Annotated in this window: 14 protein-coding genes; 3 read left to right on the top strand and 11 right to left on the bottom strand. The window is 63.1% G+C overall.

Going from position 1 to position 16,305, the window contains the following annotated elements:
* Positions 1–22 precede the first annotated feature (22 nt).
* From ACIPZB_RS15485 to ACIPZB_RS15520, 8 genes are all read right to left on the bottom strand, one after another.
* Positions 23–1,840, bottom strand: a complete 1,818-nt coding sequence (locus ACIPZB_RS15485) for a hypothetical protein (RefSeq protein WP_400641271.1) — start codon at positions 1,838–1,840, stop codon at positions 23–25.
* A 94-nt stretch (positions 1,841–1,934) separates the two neighbouring features.
* Positions 1,935–3,317 carry an MFS transporter gene (locus tag ACIPZB_RS15490; protein WP_400641273.1) on the bottom strand — a complete coding sequence of 461 codons (1,383 nt, stop codon included), beginning with the start codon at positions 3,315–3,317 and terminating at the stop codon, positions 1,935–1,937.
* A complete protein-coding gene (locus ACIPZB_RS15495; protein ID WP_400641275.1) occupies positions 3,314–4,525 on the bottom strand; it encodes an acyl-CoA dehydrogenase family protein in 1,212 nt (403 codons plus the stop codon). Before ACIPZB_RS15495 ends, ACIPZB_RS15490 begins: the two co-directional genes overlap by 4 nt.
* Before the next feature lie 159 nt (positions 4,526–4,684).
* Positions 4,685–6,397, bottom strand: coding sequence for a dipeptide ABC transporter ATP-binding protein (locus ACIPZB_RS15500; RefSeq protein WP_400641277.1), 1,713 nt, complete (start codon positions 6,395–6,397; stop codon positions 4,685–4,687).
* Positions 6,394–7,257, bottom strand: a complete 864-nt coding sequence (locus tag ACIPZB_RS15505) for an ABC transporter permease (protein ID WP_400641279.1) — start codon at positions 7,255–7,257, stop codon at positions 6,394–6,396. The genes ACIPZB_RS15500 and ACIPZB_RS15505 overlap by 4 nt, the downstream gene beginning before the upstream one ends.
* Positions 7,254–8,240 carry an ABC transporter permease gene (locus ACIPZB_RS15510; protein WP_400641281.1) on the bottom strand — a complete coding sequence of 329 codons (987 nt, stop codon included), beginning with the start codon at positions 8,238–8,240 and terminating at the stop codon, positions 7,254–7,256. Before ACIPZB_RS15510 ends, ACIPZB_RS15505 begins: the two co-directional genes overlap by 4 nt.
* On the bottom strand, positions 8,237–9,871 hold the full coding sequence (locus ACIPZB_RS15515; RefSeq protein WP_400641283.1) for an ABC transporter substrate-binding protein: 1,635 nt from the start codon (positions 9,869–9,871) through the stop codon (positions 8,237–8,239). The genes ACIPZB_RS15510 and ACIPZB_RS15515 overlap by 4 nt, the downstream gene beginning before the upstream one ends.
* 264 nt (positions 9,872–10,135) lie before the next feature.
* Positions 10,136–10,399 (bottom strand): DUF3077 domain-containing protein, encoded by a 264-nt coding sequence (locus ACIPZB_RS15520; protein ID WP_400641285.1) that lies wholly within the window; start codon positions 10,397–10,399, stop codon positions 10,136–10,138.
* A gap of 653 nt (positions 10,400–11,052) precedes the next feature.
* On the opposite strand from ACIPZB_RS15520, the gene ACIPZB_RS15525 reads away from it, so the two are divergent.
* The 3 genes from ACIPZB_RS15525 to ACIPZB_RS15535 all read left to right on the top strand — a co-directional run bounded on the left by ACIPZB_RS15525 (position 11,053) and on the right by ACIPZB_RS15535 (position 13,148).
* A complete protein-coding gene (locus tag ACIPZB_RS15525; protein ID WP_400641287.1) occupies positions 11,053–11,538 on the top strand; it encodes a hypothetical protein in 486 nt (161 codons plus the stop codon).
* 118 nt (positions 11,539–11,656) lie between these two features.
* Positions 11,657–12,748 (top strand): polymorphic toxin type 44 domain-containing protein, encoded by a 1,092-nt coding sequence (locus tag ACIPZB_RS15530; protein ID WP_400641289.1) that lies wholly within the window; start codon positions 11,657–11,659, stop codon positions 12,746–12,748.
* A gap of 16 nt (positions 12,749–12,764) precedes the next feature.
* Positions 12,765–13,148 (top strand): hypothetical protein, encoded by a 384-nt coding sequence (locus tag ACIPZB_RS15535; RefSeq protein WP_400641291.1) that lies wholly within the window; start codon positions 12,765–12,767, stop codon positions 13,146–13,148.
* Positions 13,149–13,483: 335 nt separating this feature from the next.
* Here ACIPZB_RS15535 and ACIPZB_RS15540 read toward each other — a convergent pair whose 3' ends face one another.
* The 3 genes from ACIPZB_RS15540 to ACIPZB_RS15550 all read right to left on the bottom strand — a co-directional run bounded on the left by ACIPZB_RS15540 (position 13,484) and on the right by ACIPZB_RS15550 (position 16,240).
* Positions 13,484–13,747 carry a DUF3077 domain-containing protein gene (locus ACIPZB_RS15540; RefSeq protein ID WP_400641293.1) on the bottom strand — a complete coding sequence of 88 codons (264 nt, stop codon included), beginning with the start codon at positions 13,745–13,747 and terminating at the stop codon, positions 13,484–13,486.
* A 142-nt stretch (positions 13,748–13,889) separates the two neighbouring features.
* The gene (locus ACIPZB_RS15545) at positions 13,890–14,129 is read right to left on the bottom strand and encodes a hypothetical protein (RefSeq protein WP_400641295.1); all 240 of its coding nucleotides are present in this window, start codon (positions 14,127–14,129) and stop codon (positions 13,890–13,892) included.
* Between the two features lie 323 nt (positions 14,130–14,452).
* Entirely contained in the window at positions 14,453–16,240 is a 1,788-nt protein-coding gene (locus ACIPZB_RS15550) for an ABC transporter ATP-binding protein (protein ID WP_400641297.1), read from the bottom strand.
* Positions 16,241–16,305 lie beyond the last annotated feature (65 nt).

Consider the following 16,305-nt stretch of genomic DNA (forward strand, 5'->3'; position numbering starts at 1 on the left):
TACTGAACAGGTTCGACAAGGGTCAGGACGACGTCTGCAGCGCCTGGTCAGCCACGGCCTCGATCTGCTTGCGATAGTCGCCCAGATCGCTGAGTCGCTGCGCTTTCAGGGTTTCACGTGCCTTGGCGATCTCCGCCAGCTTGATAGCAGCCTCAGCAAGGTAGGCAACCAACTGCTCGCCGTTGATGTAGTTGCCGTTGAGTTCGTTCAACTTGCTCCAGCCACTCTCGAAGGTCTTGGCAAAAATGCCGCACACCCTGGCGACCGCCAGCCACTGTGCCGTTTGCTCGATGAAGAACTCATCCGTGGCGGCGAATACTTGCTCGCGTTTGTGCTGACGTAAGGTCTCGCTGCTGGCCACGTGTTCATAGCCCTCGACGCGAATGCTTGCCTCATCGACCACCTGCTGCATGAACGCGGAAAACGACATGAAGAAGTGCGCGATTTCCTCAACGATTTCCTTGGTGCGCTTGAGCGCCGTCATGCTCAAATTCAGCGAACGGATCGCCAGTTCGTTGGTCTCTTGCTCATCGCGCTGCCCAGCCAGCAACACCTTGAGCTTGGTCAACTCCGCACCATGCTCACTGCGCTTTTTCTCGTAGTCTTCGGCCTTGATAACCATTTCGAGCTGCAACTCGCGCAGGCTCTTCGCCTTGCTTTCCTGCTCCTTGCCGACGTTGCCCGCAATCTGTTCCAGCTGCGCCAGCGCGGTTTCGAGCTCATTCATTTCAGCCTCGAGCCTGCCGTTATTCCGCTTCGCCTCGCTCAGCGCCTGCTCTGCATTGGCGATGCGCTCATCCAAACCTTGAGCGGACTCACCATCGGCGCTTGCGCCCGCCTGACTGCGCTCCTGTTTCAGCGACTGCACCTGGCTTTCACCCTGTTCGATCGTGTCCTGCAGCTGCTTGTGTTTCACCTGCAGGCGACTGCGATCCTCGCGAATCTTGATGGCGCTGGAGGTGTTCCGCTCATCCTCCACCCTGCGGCTCACGCTGGCGACCATCGCGCCAGCGGCAACCGCAGGTGCCCCCACACCGCTGACCAATGCCACGATAGGCACGATGGCACTGACTACCTGGAACATGGTCTGCAGGAGGTTGGCCCTGGACGCCTTCTGCTCGGCACTCTGCGCCTGCTGCTGGTAATCGGCGGCCAGTTGCTGAAACTGCTCCACCTGCTTGCGCATGTCCTCCACCAGTGTTTCAAGCGATTCGCTGGTGGCCTTCGCCACACGCAAATCGGAGGCGAGTTTGGCATTGGCCTCCAGGGTGTCGCTCAGCAATACCTCACTTTTCTGGGTAACGCGCTCGGTCTCGGTGATGATCGCGTCATAGTCCTTGGCGGTAGTCATCAAGCTGTCCTTGACGCGCAAGGCTTTCTGCTCGATCAGCTGGGCAAGGCGCAACAGGTCCTCGGCCACGAACGCCTTGATCTCTTGTGGATTGTCGCTGTCCTTGATGTCCAGCCAGTCCGGCAGGCTGTCGCGCAGTTTCTGGTCGATGAGCGAAGCCTGCGTGACGGCGTCGCTGACTGAACGCTGGCTGGCCTGCTGAGCATCTATCAAGCGGCTCATGATGCTAGAGATGGCATTACGGATTTCGCCCTGGGCCTGTGGTGTGGTGTTGTAGGCGATGTACAGCAACTCGATGGCATGGTCGGTGTCGGTCTTGGCGCGCGCGCTGTCGTAGGTGCCTTCGATCTGCCGGACATAGCAGTCGACGATCTCGGCGTCTGCAGCCGGCAGCACCAAAGGTGCTATCGCACGGACTTCAGCGACTTTGGTTGCGACGGCATGGGCGAGGCTGGTTTCCTTGCTGGCAAATGAAATGATGTTGGGCATGGCAGTTCCTTACGGGTAGGGACGGAGTTGGGACCCGCATTGAAGCTGCCCGCCTTTGCCAACATCAGTCGGAACCTTTTGCGCATGTGCCTGCTCAGCCTGGCAAGCGCCGGAACACCCCTGCCGATACCCCGCACAGCGCCGCGCACACCAACATCACCGTGGCAATATCTGCCACCGAGGTCTCGCTACGCCCCTCAAGGCCGGCCAATGCACCCAGCAGTACCCCAGCCAGGCTGACCGACAAGGCCATGGTCAACTGCACGGACATCGCCGACAACGAACTGGCCGCCGCCGAACGCTCGCCGGGCACATCCTGGTAGCTGGCCGCGCCCAGGGTGGAAAATTGCAGCGAGCGCACCAGCCCCGCGGCGAACAGCACCAGCGCCATCAGCCACACTGCCGTGTCCCGGTCGAAACCGGCGCACAAGGCGATGCCGCAACCGCTGAACACCGCATTGCAGCTGAGCACTCGCCGATAACCGTAGCGACGCACCAACGGCACCGCCAGCAGCTTCATCAACAGCGCGCCAACACCACCGCTGACCACCAGCCAGCCGGCCGCCAACGGGCTCATGCCCAGGCAGTTCTGCAGCAGCAACACGATCAGAAAGGGCTGCGCCGCCGAGCCCAGGCGAAACAGGCCACCGCCCGCCTGGGCCACGCCGAAGCTACGCAAGCGCAGCAGCGACAGGTCGACCAAAGGGTTGGGATGCCGCCGCGCGTGCAGCAGGTAGCCGAGGCCGCACACGACGCCAGCGGCGATCAGCGCCAGCGCCCATGCCCTGGGCAACTGGCCCAGCCCCAGCGACTCCAGGCCGAACACCAGCATGGCCAAGGCACCGCCACTGAGCAGCAGGCCGCGCAGGTCCAGCGGTGGCACCCGGCGCGCCGGGTAGTCCGGCACATGGCGCACGATCAGCCAGCAGCCGACCAGACAGATCGGCAGGTTGACCAGGAAGATCCAGTGCCACGACAGCACCGTCACCAGCAGGCCGCCCAGCAGCGGCCCGAGCAACGGCCCGACCAGCGCCGGCAAGGCCAGCCAGGACATGGCCTGGAGCAACTGCTCGCGGCTCGACCAGCGCAGGATGATCACCTGCCCCACCGGCGTCATCAGCGCCCCGGCCGCGCCCTGCAGCATGCGCCCCAGGCACAGCTGCCACAGCGTTTCGGCCAGCGCGCAGGCCAGCGAGGCCGCGGTGAACAGGCCCATCGCCAGCAGCATCACCTGGCGCGGGCGAAAGCGTTCGGCGGCCCAGCCGCTGACCGGCACGCACAACGCCAGGGCGAGCATGTACAGCGACACCACCAGGTTCATGCGCAGGCCCGGTTCGCCGAAGTCGGCGGCCATCTGCGGCAAGGCGGTCATCACCGCCGTGCTGTCGAGCAGCTCCATGAACAGCGCGGCGCCGATGATCACCGGCACCCGGGGGCTTTGCACATGGCCGGCCAGCAAGGCCAGCTGGGCGGTCAAAACAGCCCCGAGACAGGCGGCTGGGTGCCTTTGAGCTGCCAGGCACCGACCACTGCCGCCTTCCATTGGCGCGGGTTGTGGTTGGCCACCGTGCGGGCGTTGCGCCAGTGCCGGTCGAGGTTGTGCTGGCGGCCGGTGGTGGAGGCGCCGCCCACATCGAACAGCGTTTCGGCAGCCTTGAGTGCAAGCTCGGCCACCAGGTACTGGGCCTGCGCCACTTCGAGGGCGGCCTGCTCCACGGCCGCTTCGTCCAGCTGCGCGGCCCAGGCCTTGTCGATGCTCGCGGCGGCCTTGAGCACCAGCGCCTCGGCGCCGTAGGCGCGGGCGGCGATGTCGCCTACCGACAGCTCGACATAGGGGTCGTCCACCGAACGGCTAGCGCTGCTGTGCTTGATCGGGCGGGCATGCTCGCGGGCGAAGCGGGTGGCATCGGTCAGCGCATTGCGGGCGATGCCGGCCAGCACGGTGCCGAGGAACAGCTGCAGGAACGGCGTGACCAGGGTGCGCTTGCCCTCCTCCACGGTACGCGTGCGGATGTCGCTGGCCTCGACCCTCACATTGCGCAGGTGCGTGGTGCCGCTGGCAGTCAGGCGCTGGCCCATGGCGTCGAAGTCGTCGACCAGTTCCAGGCCTTCGCGATCACGCGGCAGGATGAACCACACCGGCTGATCGTCTTCATCCAGTGCCACCGCGCTGACGTAGTCGGCAAACAGCGCGCCGGTACTGTAGAACTTGCTGCCGTTGGCGCGAAAGTGCTCGCCCTCGCGCACCAGGCGTGCGGCAATGGCACCGTTGGCGCCGCCCAGCTCCCAACCGGCGTTGCCGATCACCGCGCCGTCCAGGTAGCGGGCGAACCAGCGCTCGCGCTCCTGCTCGGCGCCGTCGGCGCGCGAGACCAGCAGGCCTTCGACGAAGGCGAAGCCGGGGCGCAGGGCCTGGGCGACGTTGGAGTCGACCGAGGCGACCTTCAGCAGCAGTTCGATCACATCACTGACACTGCCGCCGGGGCCGCCGTACTGTTTGGGGATGCGCACGGTGTAGAGTCCGGCTGCCGCGAGCTGGGCGATGGCTTCGTGGGGCAGCTGGCGTTCACGCTCGCGCTGGGCAGCGCCCTCGCCGATAGCGGGTAGCAGGGCCAGGATACGGGCCTTCAGTGCTGCAACGCTGGTGGCCGGGGTTTGGGTAGGAAAACGTTGAAACGTAGTCATGGTTCATTCCTTTAATTTCAGACTTGCACAGGTTCCCTGTGGGAGCCGGCTTGCCGGCGATGAGGCCGGCGCAGGCAATACACCTTGAGCAGCCTGTTCGGGCCCTATCGCCGGCAAGCCGGCTCCCACAGGGATTGCGTAGCTTTCAGATTTCGAGGGTCAGATCGCGATCTTCCAGAGCCGTGATTCGTCAAACAGGTCGAAGGCTTCGTGCGAAAGATCCAACGGCGGCACCACCAGCTCGGCACCGCTGCCGGGCAGGCGCGGCACCGCGCCGAGCAACCGCTGGGTGTACTCATGCGCAGGCCGCTCGAACAACTGCTCCACCGGCGCCTGCTCCACCACCTGGCCATGGCGCATCACCAGCACGTCGTTGCTGACATGACGGATCACCCCCAGGTCGTGGGAAATGAACAGGTAGGCCAGCCCCAGTTCATCCTGCAGGTCAGCCAGCAGGTCGAGCACCTGGGCCTGCACCGACACATCCAGGGCCGAGACCGGCTCGTCGCAGATGATCACCTTCGGCTCGCTGGCAATCGCCCGGGCGATCGCCACCCGCTGGCGCTGGCCGCCAGACAATTGCAAGGGCCGGCGCTGCGCCAGCGCCGCGGGGAGGCGCACCTGGTTGAGCAGCACGGCGATGCGCGCCGGCCTGGCCGCGGCTTCGATCCCCGCCACCTGCAAGGCGTCGTCGAGGATCTGCGCCACGCTCCAGCGCGGGTCGAACGAGCCCAGCGGATCCTGGTAGATCACGCTGATCTCCCGGCGCAACGGCCTGCGTACGGCCTCACTCACGGCATTGCCCGGCCGGTTCCAGGGCTGGCCGCGATAGAGCACTTCGCCCTGGTCGGGCTGCAGCAGCCCGAGGGCAATGCGCGCCACGGTGGTCTTGCCCGAGCCCGACTCGCCGACAATGCCCAAGGTGCGGCCGGCGCGCAGGGTGAAGTCGACACCCTGTACCACTTGGCGCAACAACCCGTCCGGGCCGAGGTAGCGCTTGCCCAGGCCACGGCCTTCGAGCAGCACGTCGCTGTGCAGGCGCGGGCGTGGCTCGCGGCGCACGCCCGCCCGCTCCGGTGACAGCCGGCTGCCGCGCGGGTGCTCGGCCGGCACCGCCGCCAGCAGTGCCTGGGTGTAAGGATGGCGTGGCTGGCGCAGCACCTGCTGCATCGGGCCCTGCTCCACCACCTCGCCGTGGCGCAGCACCACCACCTCGTCGGCCAGTTGCGCGACCACTGCCAGGTCGTGGCTGATGATCAGCAGCGAGGCGCCACGGGCCTTGATCTGCTGGAACACTTCCAGAATCTGCGCCTGCACCGTGGCATCCAGTGCGGTGGTGGGCTCATCGGCGATGACCAGCGCCGGGTCCAGCGCCAAGGCGCTGGCGATCAACGCCCGCTGCCGGAGGCCGCCGGACAGTTGCCCAGGGCGTTGGCGCGCACGCAACTCGACATCCGGCACACCCACCCGCCCAAGCAATTCATGCACCCGCTCGGCACGGCGGTGGCGGTCGCCGTACTGGTGAGTCTGCAGCACCTCGAGAATTTCCTTGCCCACCGGGCGCAACGGGTCCAGCGACACCAGCGCATCCTGCAGCACGAAGCCGATGTCCTTGCCACGCACCGAGCGCCACTGTCGCTCGCTCAAGTCCAGCAGATCATGGCCATCGAAACTCAGCCGACGGGCGCTCACCTGGGCCCGGGCACCGGCCAAGCCGACCAGGCTGCGGGCGCTGACACTCTTGCCAGAACCCGACTCGCCCACCAGCGCCACGCAACGGCCCGGCGCCAGGACCAGGGACAAGTCACGCACCACGCTGCGGCCCTCGAAGGCCACGTTCAGCCCTTCGACGATCAAGGTCTTGTCAGTCATGGCAGACGGCCCTCCAGGCGTTGTTGGATATAGCGGCCAGTCACCGTGGTGGCCAAGGTGGTGAGCACGATGAACAGGCCGGGGAAGAAGGTCAGCCACCAGGCATTGGCGATGAAGTCGCGGCCCATCGACAGCATGGTCCCCCACTCCGGTGCCGGCGGCCGTGCGCCCAGGCCGAGGAAGCTCAGTGCCGAGGCCCAGACGATGGCCTGGCCGACGCCCATGGTCAGGGTCACCAGCAGCGGCCGCATGGCGTTGGGCAACAGCTGGCGCAACACGATGCGTGAAGTCGGGTGGCCCAGCGCCCTCGCCGCTTCGATGTAGCCGGCATTGCGCACCGCCAACACCTGGCCGCGAACCATGCGCGCATAACCCGGTGCGCCACCCAGCCCGGTGGCGACGATCAGCGGGCCTACGCCGCTGCCGAACACCGCCACGAACAGCAGCGCCAGCACCATGCTGGGGAAGGCGAACAGCACTTCCAGCAGCCAGCCCACCGCCCGGTCTACCCGTGCGCCGCCAAGGCCGCCGAGCAAGCCCAGGGTGATGGCAATGGCCATGGAGATGGCCGTGGCCGCCACGCCGATCAGCAAGCTCTGCCGCGCCCCATGGATGATCCGCGCAAAGATGTCGCGGCCCGACTGGTCGGTGCCCAGCCAGTGCGCCCAGCTCGGCGGCTGGAAGGCGTCACGCGGGACGATGGCCAGCGGGTCGATACGGGTGAACCACCCCGGCGCCAGGGCTGCCAGCAGCAAGGCGAAGAGGAACAGGATGGCCAGGCTGGCACCCAGCGGTGGCAGTTTCAGGTGCCGCTGCCGGCGCTGCGGCGCAAGCGCCTGGTCGAGGGTCAGGTCAGTCATGCTGCGGCCTCCTGTTGCCGAGGGTCGATCCACTGGTACAGCAGGTCGACCAGAATGTTTGCCAGCACATAGCCGGCCGCTACCACCAGGCTGATGCCGATCACCAGCGGCAGGTCCTGGGCCTGCACCGCCTGGTACAGCTGACGGCCGACACCCTTGCGCGAGAAGATCACCTCGCACACCACCGCGCCGCTGATCAGCGCGCCGATGGCCCAACCCGACAGCGACACGCCTGGCAGCAAGGCATGGCGCAGGGCATGCCTGAAGCGCACCGCCAGGTCGCTCAGGCCACGGGTGCGGGCTGTGAGCACGAAGGGTTGTTCGAGGGTCAGTTCCAGCGATTCGCGGGTGACCTGGGCGATGAAGCCGGCCAACGGAATGGCCAGCGAAAACGCCGGCAGCACCAGGCTTGCGAAGCTGTCGCTGCCCGCTGGCGGGAACCAGCGCAGGCCGAAGGCGAACACCGCCAGCAGCACCACGCCGAGCCAAAAGTGCGGCAACGCCGCGCTGAGGGTTTCGGCCAGCGAGGCGATGCCACCGACCAGCCTGCCGCGCCCGGCGGTAACCACGGTCAGCAGCAGTACCAGCAGCCACGCCAGCACCAGGGCCGCGAGGGTCAGTTCCAGGGTCGCCCCACCCTGCTCGGCCAGCACACGGGTCACCGGCAGGTGCTGCGAATAGGACACCCCGAGGTCGCCTTGCAGCAGACGCCCGAGGTAGATCAGGTATTGCACCGCCAGTGGCTTGTCGAGGCCGTATTCCTGGCGTGCGGCCTCGATCGCTTCCGGCGTCGGGTTGCCACTGGGGCCGCCGAGAATCGCCAGCACCGGGTCGCCGGGCATCAGACGCAGGGCGAAGAAGGTCAGGGTCGCCACCGCCCACAGCACCAGCACGCCACCGCCAAGGCGGATGGCGGCGCGTCGGCCCAGGGCGGCCAGCCGTTCGCGGCGCGGGTCGGTCACGGCAAGCGCAGTCGTACTCATTTGTTCACCCATGCGTCATAGAGGTAGGTCACCGCCAGCGAAGGCTCCAGGCGCACGCCGTGGGCGGTCTTGTAGATGCCCAGGCGGGTGCTTTGCGGGTAAGTGGTCAGTTGCAGGTACTGCGCCGCCGCCTGTTGCTGCGCCTGCTGGTAGCGCTGGCGGCGCAGGTCGGCGTCCTGGGTGGCCAGGGCGCTGTCGAGCAGCGCGTCGAAGGTCGGATCGGCGTAGCCGGAGGAGTTCTGGTGATAGCCCCCTACCCCGGCCGGCTGCACGAAGGCGGTGGTGAAGATGATGCGCAGCACATCAGGGGTATTGGTGTTCCAGTAACCGATGCGGATGTCGTAGTCCCAGGTGGCCTGGCGCGCGGTGACCTGGGCGTCGCTCATCTGGTCGAGCACCAGCTCCAGGCCTGCCTGGCGGGTGGTGGCCTGGACCTGCTCCCAGAGGGTCAGCTCCGAAGGCGGCGTGCGCGCGCCGATCAGCACGACGGCGCGCAGGCGCTGGCCGTTCCGGGTCCGGTAGCCCTCGCTGTCGCGGCCGGTCCAGCCGGCTTCGTCGAGCAGCTTGGCGGCGCGCGCCGGGTCGTAGTCCTGGTTGCGCTCGAAGTCGCCGCTGTAGAACGGCGTGGCCACGCTGAGCGGGCCACCGGCGCGGGGGAACTCGCCGAAGTACACGCTCTTGAGCGCGCCGTCGACATCGGCGCTGCGCACGAAGGCCTCGCGCACGCGGATATCGTCGAACGGCGCGCGGCGCAGGTTGAAGGTGCCATTGGTGGGGTTGCCGGGGCGCTGGGCGATGATCAGATCGACATCCGGGTTGCGCCGCGCCGCCTCGTGCGACTCCGGTGGCAGCGTTTCGATCACGTCCACTTCACCGGCCTGCAGCGAAGCGAAGCGCACCGACGGTTCCTGGATGAACTTCCAGACGATCCGATCGAGGTAGGCCGGCCCTTGGTGCTGCGCGGTCGGCGGTGCCCAGTTGTAGTCCGGGTTGCGCACCAGCTCGACCTGATTCTGCCGGTCCCAGCGCACCACCTTGAACGGCCCGCTGCCGACTGGGCTTTCGCAGTTTTCGTCGCGGCTGCGGGTGAGCGCGGTGGGCGACTGGATGCCGAGAAAGCCCTGGGCCAGGACTTCGAGGAAGGCGGCGTAAGGGGTGGCCAGGGTGACCCGTGCGGTGTAGTTGTCCAGGACCTCGGTGCCTCGGTATTGGCGGATGTAGCCACCGGCAGTACTGGACTGGGTCTTGGGGTTGGCCATGTGGTCGAGGTTGGCTTTCACCGCTTCGGCGTTGAAAGGCGTGCCATCGGTGAAGTGCACGTCGCGGCGCAGGTGGAAGGTGTAATGCAGGCCGTCGGCCGAGACTTCCCAGCTGCTCGCCAGCCAGGGGCCGATCTGGCCGTTGCTCTCCATCGATACCAGCGAGTCGAGGTATTGCTGGGCGACGAACACCTGGGGCATGTCGCCGGCCACGTGCGGGTCCAGGCAGGTGGGTTCGCGGTCGGTGGCGTAGACCAGGGTGCCGCCGTGCTGTGGCTGGGTGCTTTGCGCGGTGTGATGCTCGGTGCGTTCGCAGCCGATCAGGGCCAGCGCGGCGCAGAGCGGGATCAGGGGGGAGATGGGTCGGTTCAAGGGCGCTCCTGCGGGGACTGGGCTTTGGAAGGCCTGTTGCAGGAGTTGTGCCGGGTTCAACGGGTTGATTTTGTTGGGGTTTGCCGGGTGGGTGGTGCTGGTGCGAGGGCAAAGTGTGTGGGGGGTGTTGGTAGGGCAACAGTCTGTTCCGGCCTCTTCGCCGGCAAGCCGGCTCCCACAGGTACCGCACAACGCCCAAGGGCGGTGGAGATCCCTGTAGGAGCTGGCTTGCCAGCGATGAGGCCAGTGAAGGCAATAGATGACTCAGTGCACCATGCCCAGCTCGGCATCATCCATCAGCGCCTTGGCCATCGCGCTCAGGTAGTGCGATGCCCAAATCATCATGGGCTTCTCTTCCATCAGGCCGATGATGGTCAGTTCTCGCACATAGCCCATCAGTTCCGAGGCCTGTTCGCGAGCATTCTGGCAAGGGATGCCGGGCTCGATGCGGAACAGCGGGTGGGTCCGGTTTTCGCCTTGGAAAAAGGTGGTCTTGCCGACCGTGAAATGGGTGTTGTCTGTGGTCATTGTTCGTTCTCCCTGAAATTTTCACTGCCTGGGCTGGCCTCATCGCTGGCAAGCCAGCTCCCACAGCGATCGCGTGGGCGCTGGAGATCCCTGTGGGAGCTGGCTTGCCAGCGATGAGGCCAGCCCAGACAACACATCACTTGAGCCCTAGTGCAAAGTCCTAGGCTCAGCCGGCATCTGCACCTGAATCAACATCGACTCAAGCATCACCCGCAGCGCCTCCATTTCATGCATCGACGCCGTCATCCAAATCGAAGCAGGCGATTTGGGCTACAGGCCCTGTTCAACTTGAACAGACGTGTTTCAACACGAATGATGTTGGCCAAAATTTCGCGCAGTGCCGATTTCAATGGCACACGGTGTATTCCAGTGACGATGACCACTCGTTCCACCGCTTGTGAGCCGCCCATTCCAGTGATTTTGATTCCGGCGATTGTTACCTACCCTGGCGTTGATGATGCTTGCTGGCCAAAACAGATTCTCTGCGGATGAGTGCCTGTCAGAAATTTCATACTTACTTTCTACAAACACTCCTCCAGGATGCAGCCTGCTAATCCTCATTGTCGTCGGCCAGACATGCTCTAGGCATGACGTGCTCGCCAAGGTGACAAGGGGAAAATAGCTCAAAGCCCCCTTGAATCAGGATCATACAAATGAATGCAGCATTCCCCCTGTTGTATACCAACGAAGTCTCGCCTGAGTTTCTTCGCACTCTGGACGACTCGCCATACACGGAGCAGCAGCTTGCCGGCTTCAATGAACAAGCCTTGGCGATTGTTAGTAAGAATCAGGTTTACGCTAGAGCCCATCCCCCGATCGGCATTTACCGAGTGGCCACCGAGGGCAGCCAAACGCGTAATGGCGGGGTGATACAACAAGCGACAGCTCCGCTGGTATTCACTTTGGACAACGGTCAGCCGGCACGCGCAGCGCAGAAAGGTGATTATGTTGTGTATGACGATGGCCGCATGGCTCAAATCGTAACGGGCTCGGGTGAAGACAATAGCAATGTTGCCCTAGTCGGCAGCTACCTCAGCAATGGTGACGAGATTATCAATACGCTCCAAGGCGCCTGCTTGTTCGTGGTGCGTGAAGGTGTGCCGAAGGCTGAAGATTTTCTACCCGCTATCGAGGGCTGAGCCATGAGGCGTGGCACTGCTTGATGGTTGTTCAGTGTCGCGCTGTTGAAATAAATTTGACGGTCAGTTTACGGTCGAAATCAGCTTGGGCTCAATTGAGTGAAACGGAGAAAAATCAATGAATAAAGGATATTTCATTGGCCTGGGTGATAAAACCACCTGCGGCGGGAAAGTGCTGGAAGGTGATCACAGAATCAACTTTTTTGGTGTCCTTCATTCTCGCGAAGGTGATCTGGTCTCATGCGGGAAGGACGGGAAAACGTATCGGATCGTCGGCGGCATTTCGCATATGGAGAGCCATGGCAGGCTCATGGCCGGCACACTGAATAGCTTCAGCGATTGCCCCTGCAAAGCCGGACTGATTCCTTCGATCTATCACGCCACCTATCAAAATGAGGTACGCCCTACAGCACGAACCACTACGGCTGTTGCCCAGCCATCAGCTCCTGCCGTTACTACCCACACGGTAACATCAAGTCAATCCATCTTCGCCCCTACATCCGTCATTCCAACGCCAGCAGAGAAGAAGCCAGATCCTGCCGCTTGCAATCACCCAGACATGATGGAAGAGCTGGCGAGTTACATTGCTGGGGAAATGAACGCCAACATTCACGATCCGGCCGTGCTGGAGATGAAAGCACTGATAAACTACGACACTAGCAATGCGGCAAAGGAGTTCGTTAAACTTCCTTGGTACGCCAGACTAGCTGGCCCACAGGATTTCAACACTATTGCATGGACGAAGAAGCTTGGGGCCATGATCATTTGGACGAAAAAAGTGGGTCAGGACATGGAATGGGATCACAAGCCAAAGCTTCGCAAGCTCTTCCCCGGCGTGCGCCACAAACAGGGAAAGTACGATTACTTCTTTGACATCTGGTCAAACATCCATTACGGATACGTTGGAGTAGCGGGTGGAATTTCAGAGAGCGTCCTTCTGGATGGAGCGGGAGTCGAGCAGATTGGTTCGGACATCAAAAGGTGGCTTGAAGATCGCCAGAAAAACCCTGGCCCGCATCTGACAGCGAGTCTATTTGACGGACTGCGAGCATTTGATGATGTTGCCGATAGAGTGTCGATCAGTATCGGCGTGAAGCTCTACAAACAACACCCAAGCGGCGGTATTACAGCAAGGATAATCATGGACGAAGTGTTGGCGGTAGCGCCAGAAAACTGGGGAGATGGAGTGCGTGTCCACGAGTGCAATTAAGCCCCGACCAAGGTACATGCGGTGGATATGGATTCCAGTAGTATTTCTGGCCATCAGTCATTGGGATATCGCGCTCCCTACTGTCACCGTCCACTACTCCAAGGAAGGACACCAAGAGTTCCGATACATCTGGAACGTCAAAGACAGGATTTACAAGGGAGGAATGCTCCCCGGCGGTGGCGCAGTTGATAACGGCTTTCTATTCCCTGATGACGAATTTTTTATGGAATTTTCTTGGTGGAGCAAAAAAGAAGGTCGTAATCATTGCATCAGTATCACACCAAAATGGCCGAGCACCGACATCTATCTCGACGCAAACGGCAACATTGACCTGCGGAAAGAAAGTGGTACTGATGCAGATCGCTTGAAAGAGTGCCGATGGGACTTAGCCAAGCCCTGAGTAGTCGCCAGCACTTGCAAAAATCAACATGTTGAAACCAAAACAACATGAGATTTCAGCCGATTCACGCCCCTATTTACACGCCTATATCGTAATCAGAACGTCAAGAGAACTCACCTGGAGTGAGGTCACCGCCTCGGATATTTTGCGCCTTGCTTCAAAGGATGCGACTCAGGCTGGGGCGGCACAGTTCCGTTTGAAACATGGCGGACGATTGGGCTGGCCTCATCGCTGGCAAGCCTGATCCCAAAGGGTACTGCGCAGTTCTCGGATGTTGCGCAGTACCTGTGGGAGCCTGCTTGCCGGCGATGAGGCCATTTCAGTCAACAGAGCACTCAGTGCATCATGCCCAGCTCGGCATCATCCATCAGCGCCTTGGCCATCGCGCTCAGGTAGTGCGATGCCCAGATCATCATGGGCTTCTCCTCCATCAGACCTATGATGGTCAGTTCTCGCACATAGCCCATCAGTTCCGAGGCCTGTTCGCGGGCATTCTGGCAGGGGATGCCGGGCTCGATTCGGAACAGGGGGTGGGTGCGGTTTTCGCCTTGGAAAAAGGTGGTCTTGCCGACCGTGAAATGGGTGTCGTCTGTGGTCATTGTTCGATCTCCCTGAAATTCTCACTGCCTGGGCTGGCCGCTGGCAAGCCAGCTCCCACACCGATCGCGTGGTCGCTAGAGATCCCTGTGGGAGCCGGCTTGCCGGCGATAGGGCCAGCCCAGACAACACATCACTTAAGCCCTAGTGCAAAGTCCTGGGCTCAGCCGGCATCTGGACCTGAATCAACATGGACTCAAGCATCACCCGCAACGCCTCCATTTCATGCATCGACGCCATCATCAGAATCGAAGCAGGAGATTTGTGCTGCAGACGCAGAGCCTGATGGATCACGGTGTGCGCACACAGCGCGTAGTCCGTGGCCTGGATGAGGGTGTCTTCGAGGGAATGGTTGTGCGGTGGATCGGGGACAATTTTCAGCATAGGTAGTATCCGTTTTTGGGGCGACCACCCACTGCTGTCAAACAGAAGGGTGGCAGCTGTGCATAGGTTGACAGACCGGCGGATACCAGAACCGGCGCACGCGAGCGTGCCCCATGCACAGCCGCCATAAAACGGCAAAGCAATGCAAGGTATCTCGTTACGGCCTGTCAAAGCCGCGTCGTCGAAAATCAACGACAGGCCGAGACTAGAGGTGTGCTCAGGCGACCGCAACGAGAAAAAGGCGGTAAGAGTATCTTTGGGAAATGTCCTACAAGAAAGAGGTTAAAACTGATTATTTTCATGCCTCGACAACAAAAACGCCTTCATGCCACCTCCCCCTGCCGGCTCCACAACCGATGGTAATACCCCCGCCGCGCCAGCAACTGCGCATGGCTTCCATCCTCGACAATCCGCCCACCATCGAACACCACGATCCGATCCAGATGCGCCACGGTCGACAACCGATGCGCCACCACGATCACTGTCTTGTCTTCCATGATCTCGTCCAACTTGTCCTGAATGTACCGCTCGGTAATCGAATCCAGACTCGACGTCGCCTCGTCCATCACCAGGATCGGCGCGTTCTTGAGCAACACCCGGGCAATCGCGATGCGCTGCCGTTGGCCACCGGACAACTTCACGCCACGCTCCCCCACCAGCGAGTCGAACCCCAACTCCATGGACTCGATGAAATCCCGCGCCCCTGCCCGGTCGATGGCAGCCTGCAAGGCATCGTCCCCAGCATCGAGGCGACCGTAATGAATGTTCTCGCGAATACTGCGGTGGAACAGCCCTGGCTCCTGCGGGATCAATCCAACCTGCTCATGCAGCGAATGCTGGGTGACCGTGCGCACGTCCTGGCCATCGATCAGTACCTGACCGTCATCAACGTCATACAAACGCAGCAGCAACCCCAGCAGCGTCGACTTGCCCGAGCCTGAAGCGCCCACCAAGCCCACCCGCTGGCCAGCCGGGATATGCAGGTTCAGACCCTGGAAAATCGGCCGCCCAGGGTGATAACCGAAGGTCACGTCAGCAAACCGCACCTCACCGCGCTCCACCTTCAAGTCCCGCGCCTCGCTCGCATCGCGCACCTCGTGCGGACGCACCAGAGTACGCACGCCGTTGGCGATGTTGCCCGTGGCCTCGAAGAATTCCAGCAGGCGCCGTGACAGGCCGGCCACGTCGGCGATGATCATCAGCGACAGGCTGGTGGCGGTGACGAAGGTGGCGATGTCGATGCTGCCGCGCTGCCACAGCCACAGCGCCAGCAGCAGGATGCCGAGCTTGAGCAGCACACCGCAGGCGTTCTGCAGCCAGCGGATCTTCTCCATGTAGCCCAGCGAGCGATCCGCCGCCGCCACCTCGCGGTCGAGAAAACGGCCCAGGTAGCCATGCTCGTAAGGGTGGCGGGCGAACAGGCGGATGTTGGTGAGGTTGGTGACCGCATCCACCACCTTGCCGGTGCTCACACTCCGCGCGGCGGCGAAGTCGCGGGCCAGTGGGTGGCTGCGGCGGGCGAGGAACCAGCACAGGGTGAGAAAGCCCACGGCCCACAGGCCCATGAAGGCGGCCAGCCAGGCGTTGGCGGTGGCCAGCAGGATCACCGCCAGGGTCAGGGTGGCCAGCAGCGGGATCAGGTCGAAGATGAGGATCGCCAGGGTCTGGGTGGTGCCCAGCGCCACTTCGCTGATGCGGTGCGCCAGGGCGCCGGCGAATTCGCTGGTGATGTAGCGGTGCGAATGGCGCTGCAGGTAGGCGAACAGGGCCTGGGTCACGGCGCGCCGCTGCCGGGGTACGGTGTGGATGTGCAGGCCGCTGGCCAGGCGCATGCTGAGCATTTCCACGGCCAGCAACGCGGCGAAACCGGCCAGGGGCCAGGCCAGGGTGTCGATGGCGCGGGCGGCTTCGAGGCCCTGGCTGACCAGGCGGGTGATCTGGCCCAGTTGCCAGGGGACCAGGACGGCGCAGAGTACCGACACGGTCTGCAGGGCGAGCATGCCGCTGTAGGCCAGGGGGTGGCGCAGGATGAAAGCGCGGACGAAGGCCGTGGGGGTGTCGGGTAGGTGGCGGATGTCCCAGCCATCGGGGAGGCGGTGGGTCGATGTCACGGTGGTTTCCTCAGTGTTCAAGGTGCTGCCACTGGCCCTATCGCCGGCAAGCCGGCTCCCACAGG

The organism is Pseudomonas sp. NPDC089396 (assembly GCF_044749545.1).
Taxonomy (GTDB): domain Bacteria; phylum Pseudomonadota; class Gammaproteobacteria; order Pseudomonadales; family Pseudomonadaceae; genus Aquipseudomonas.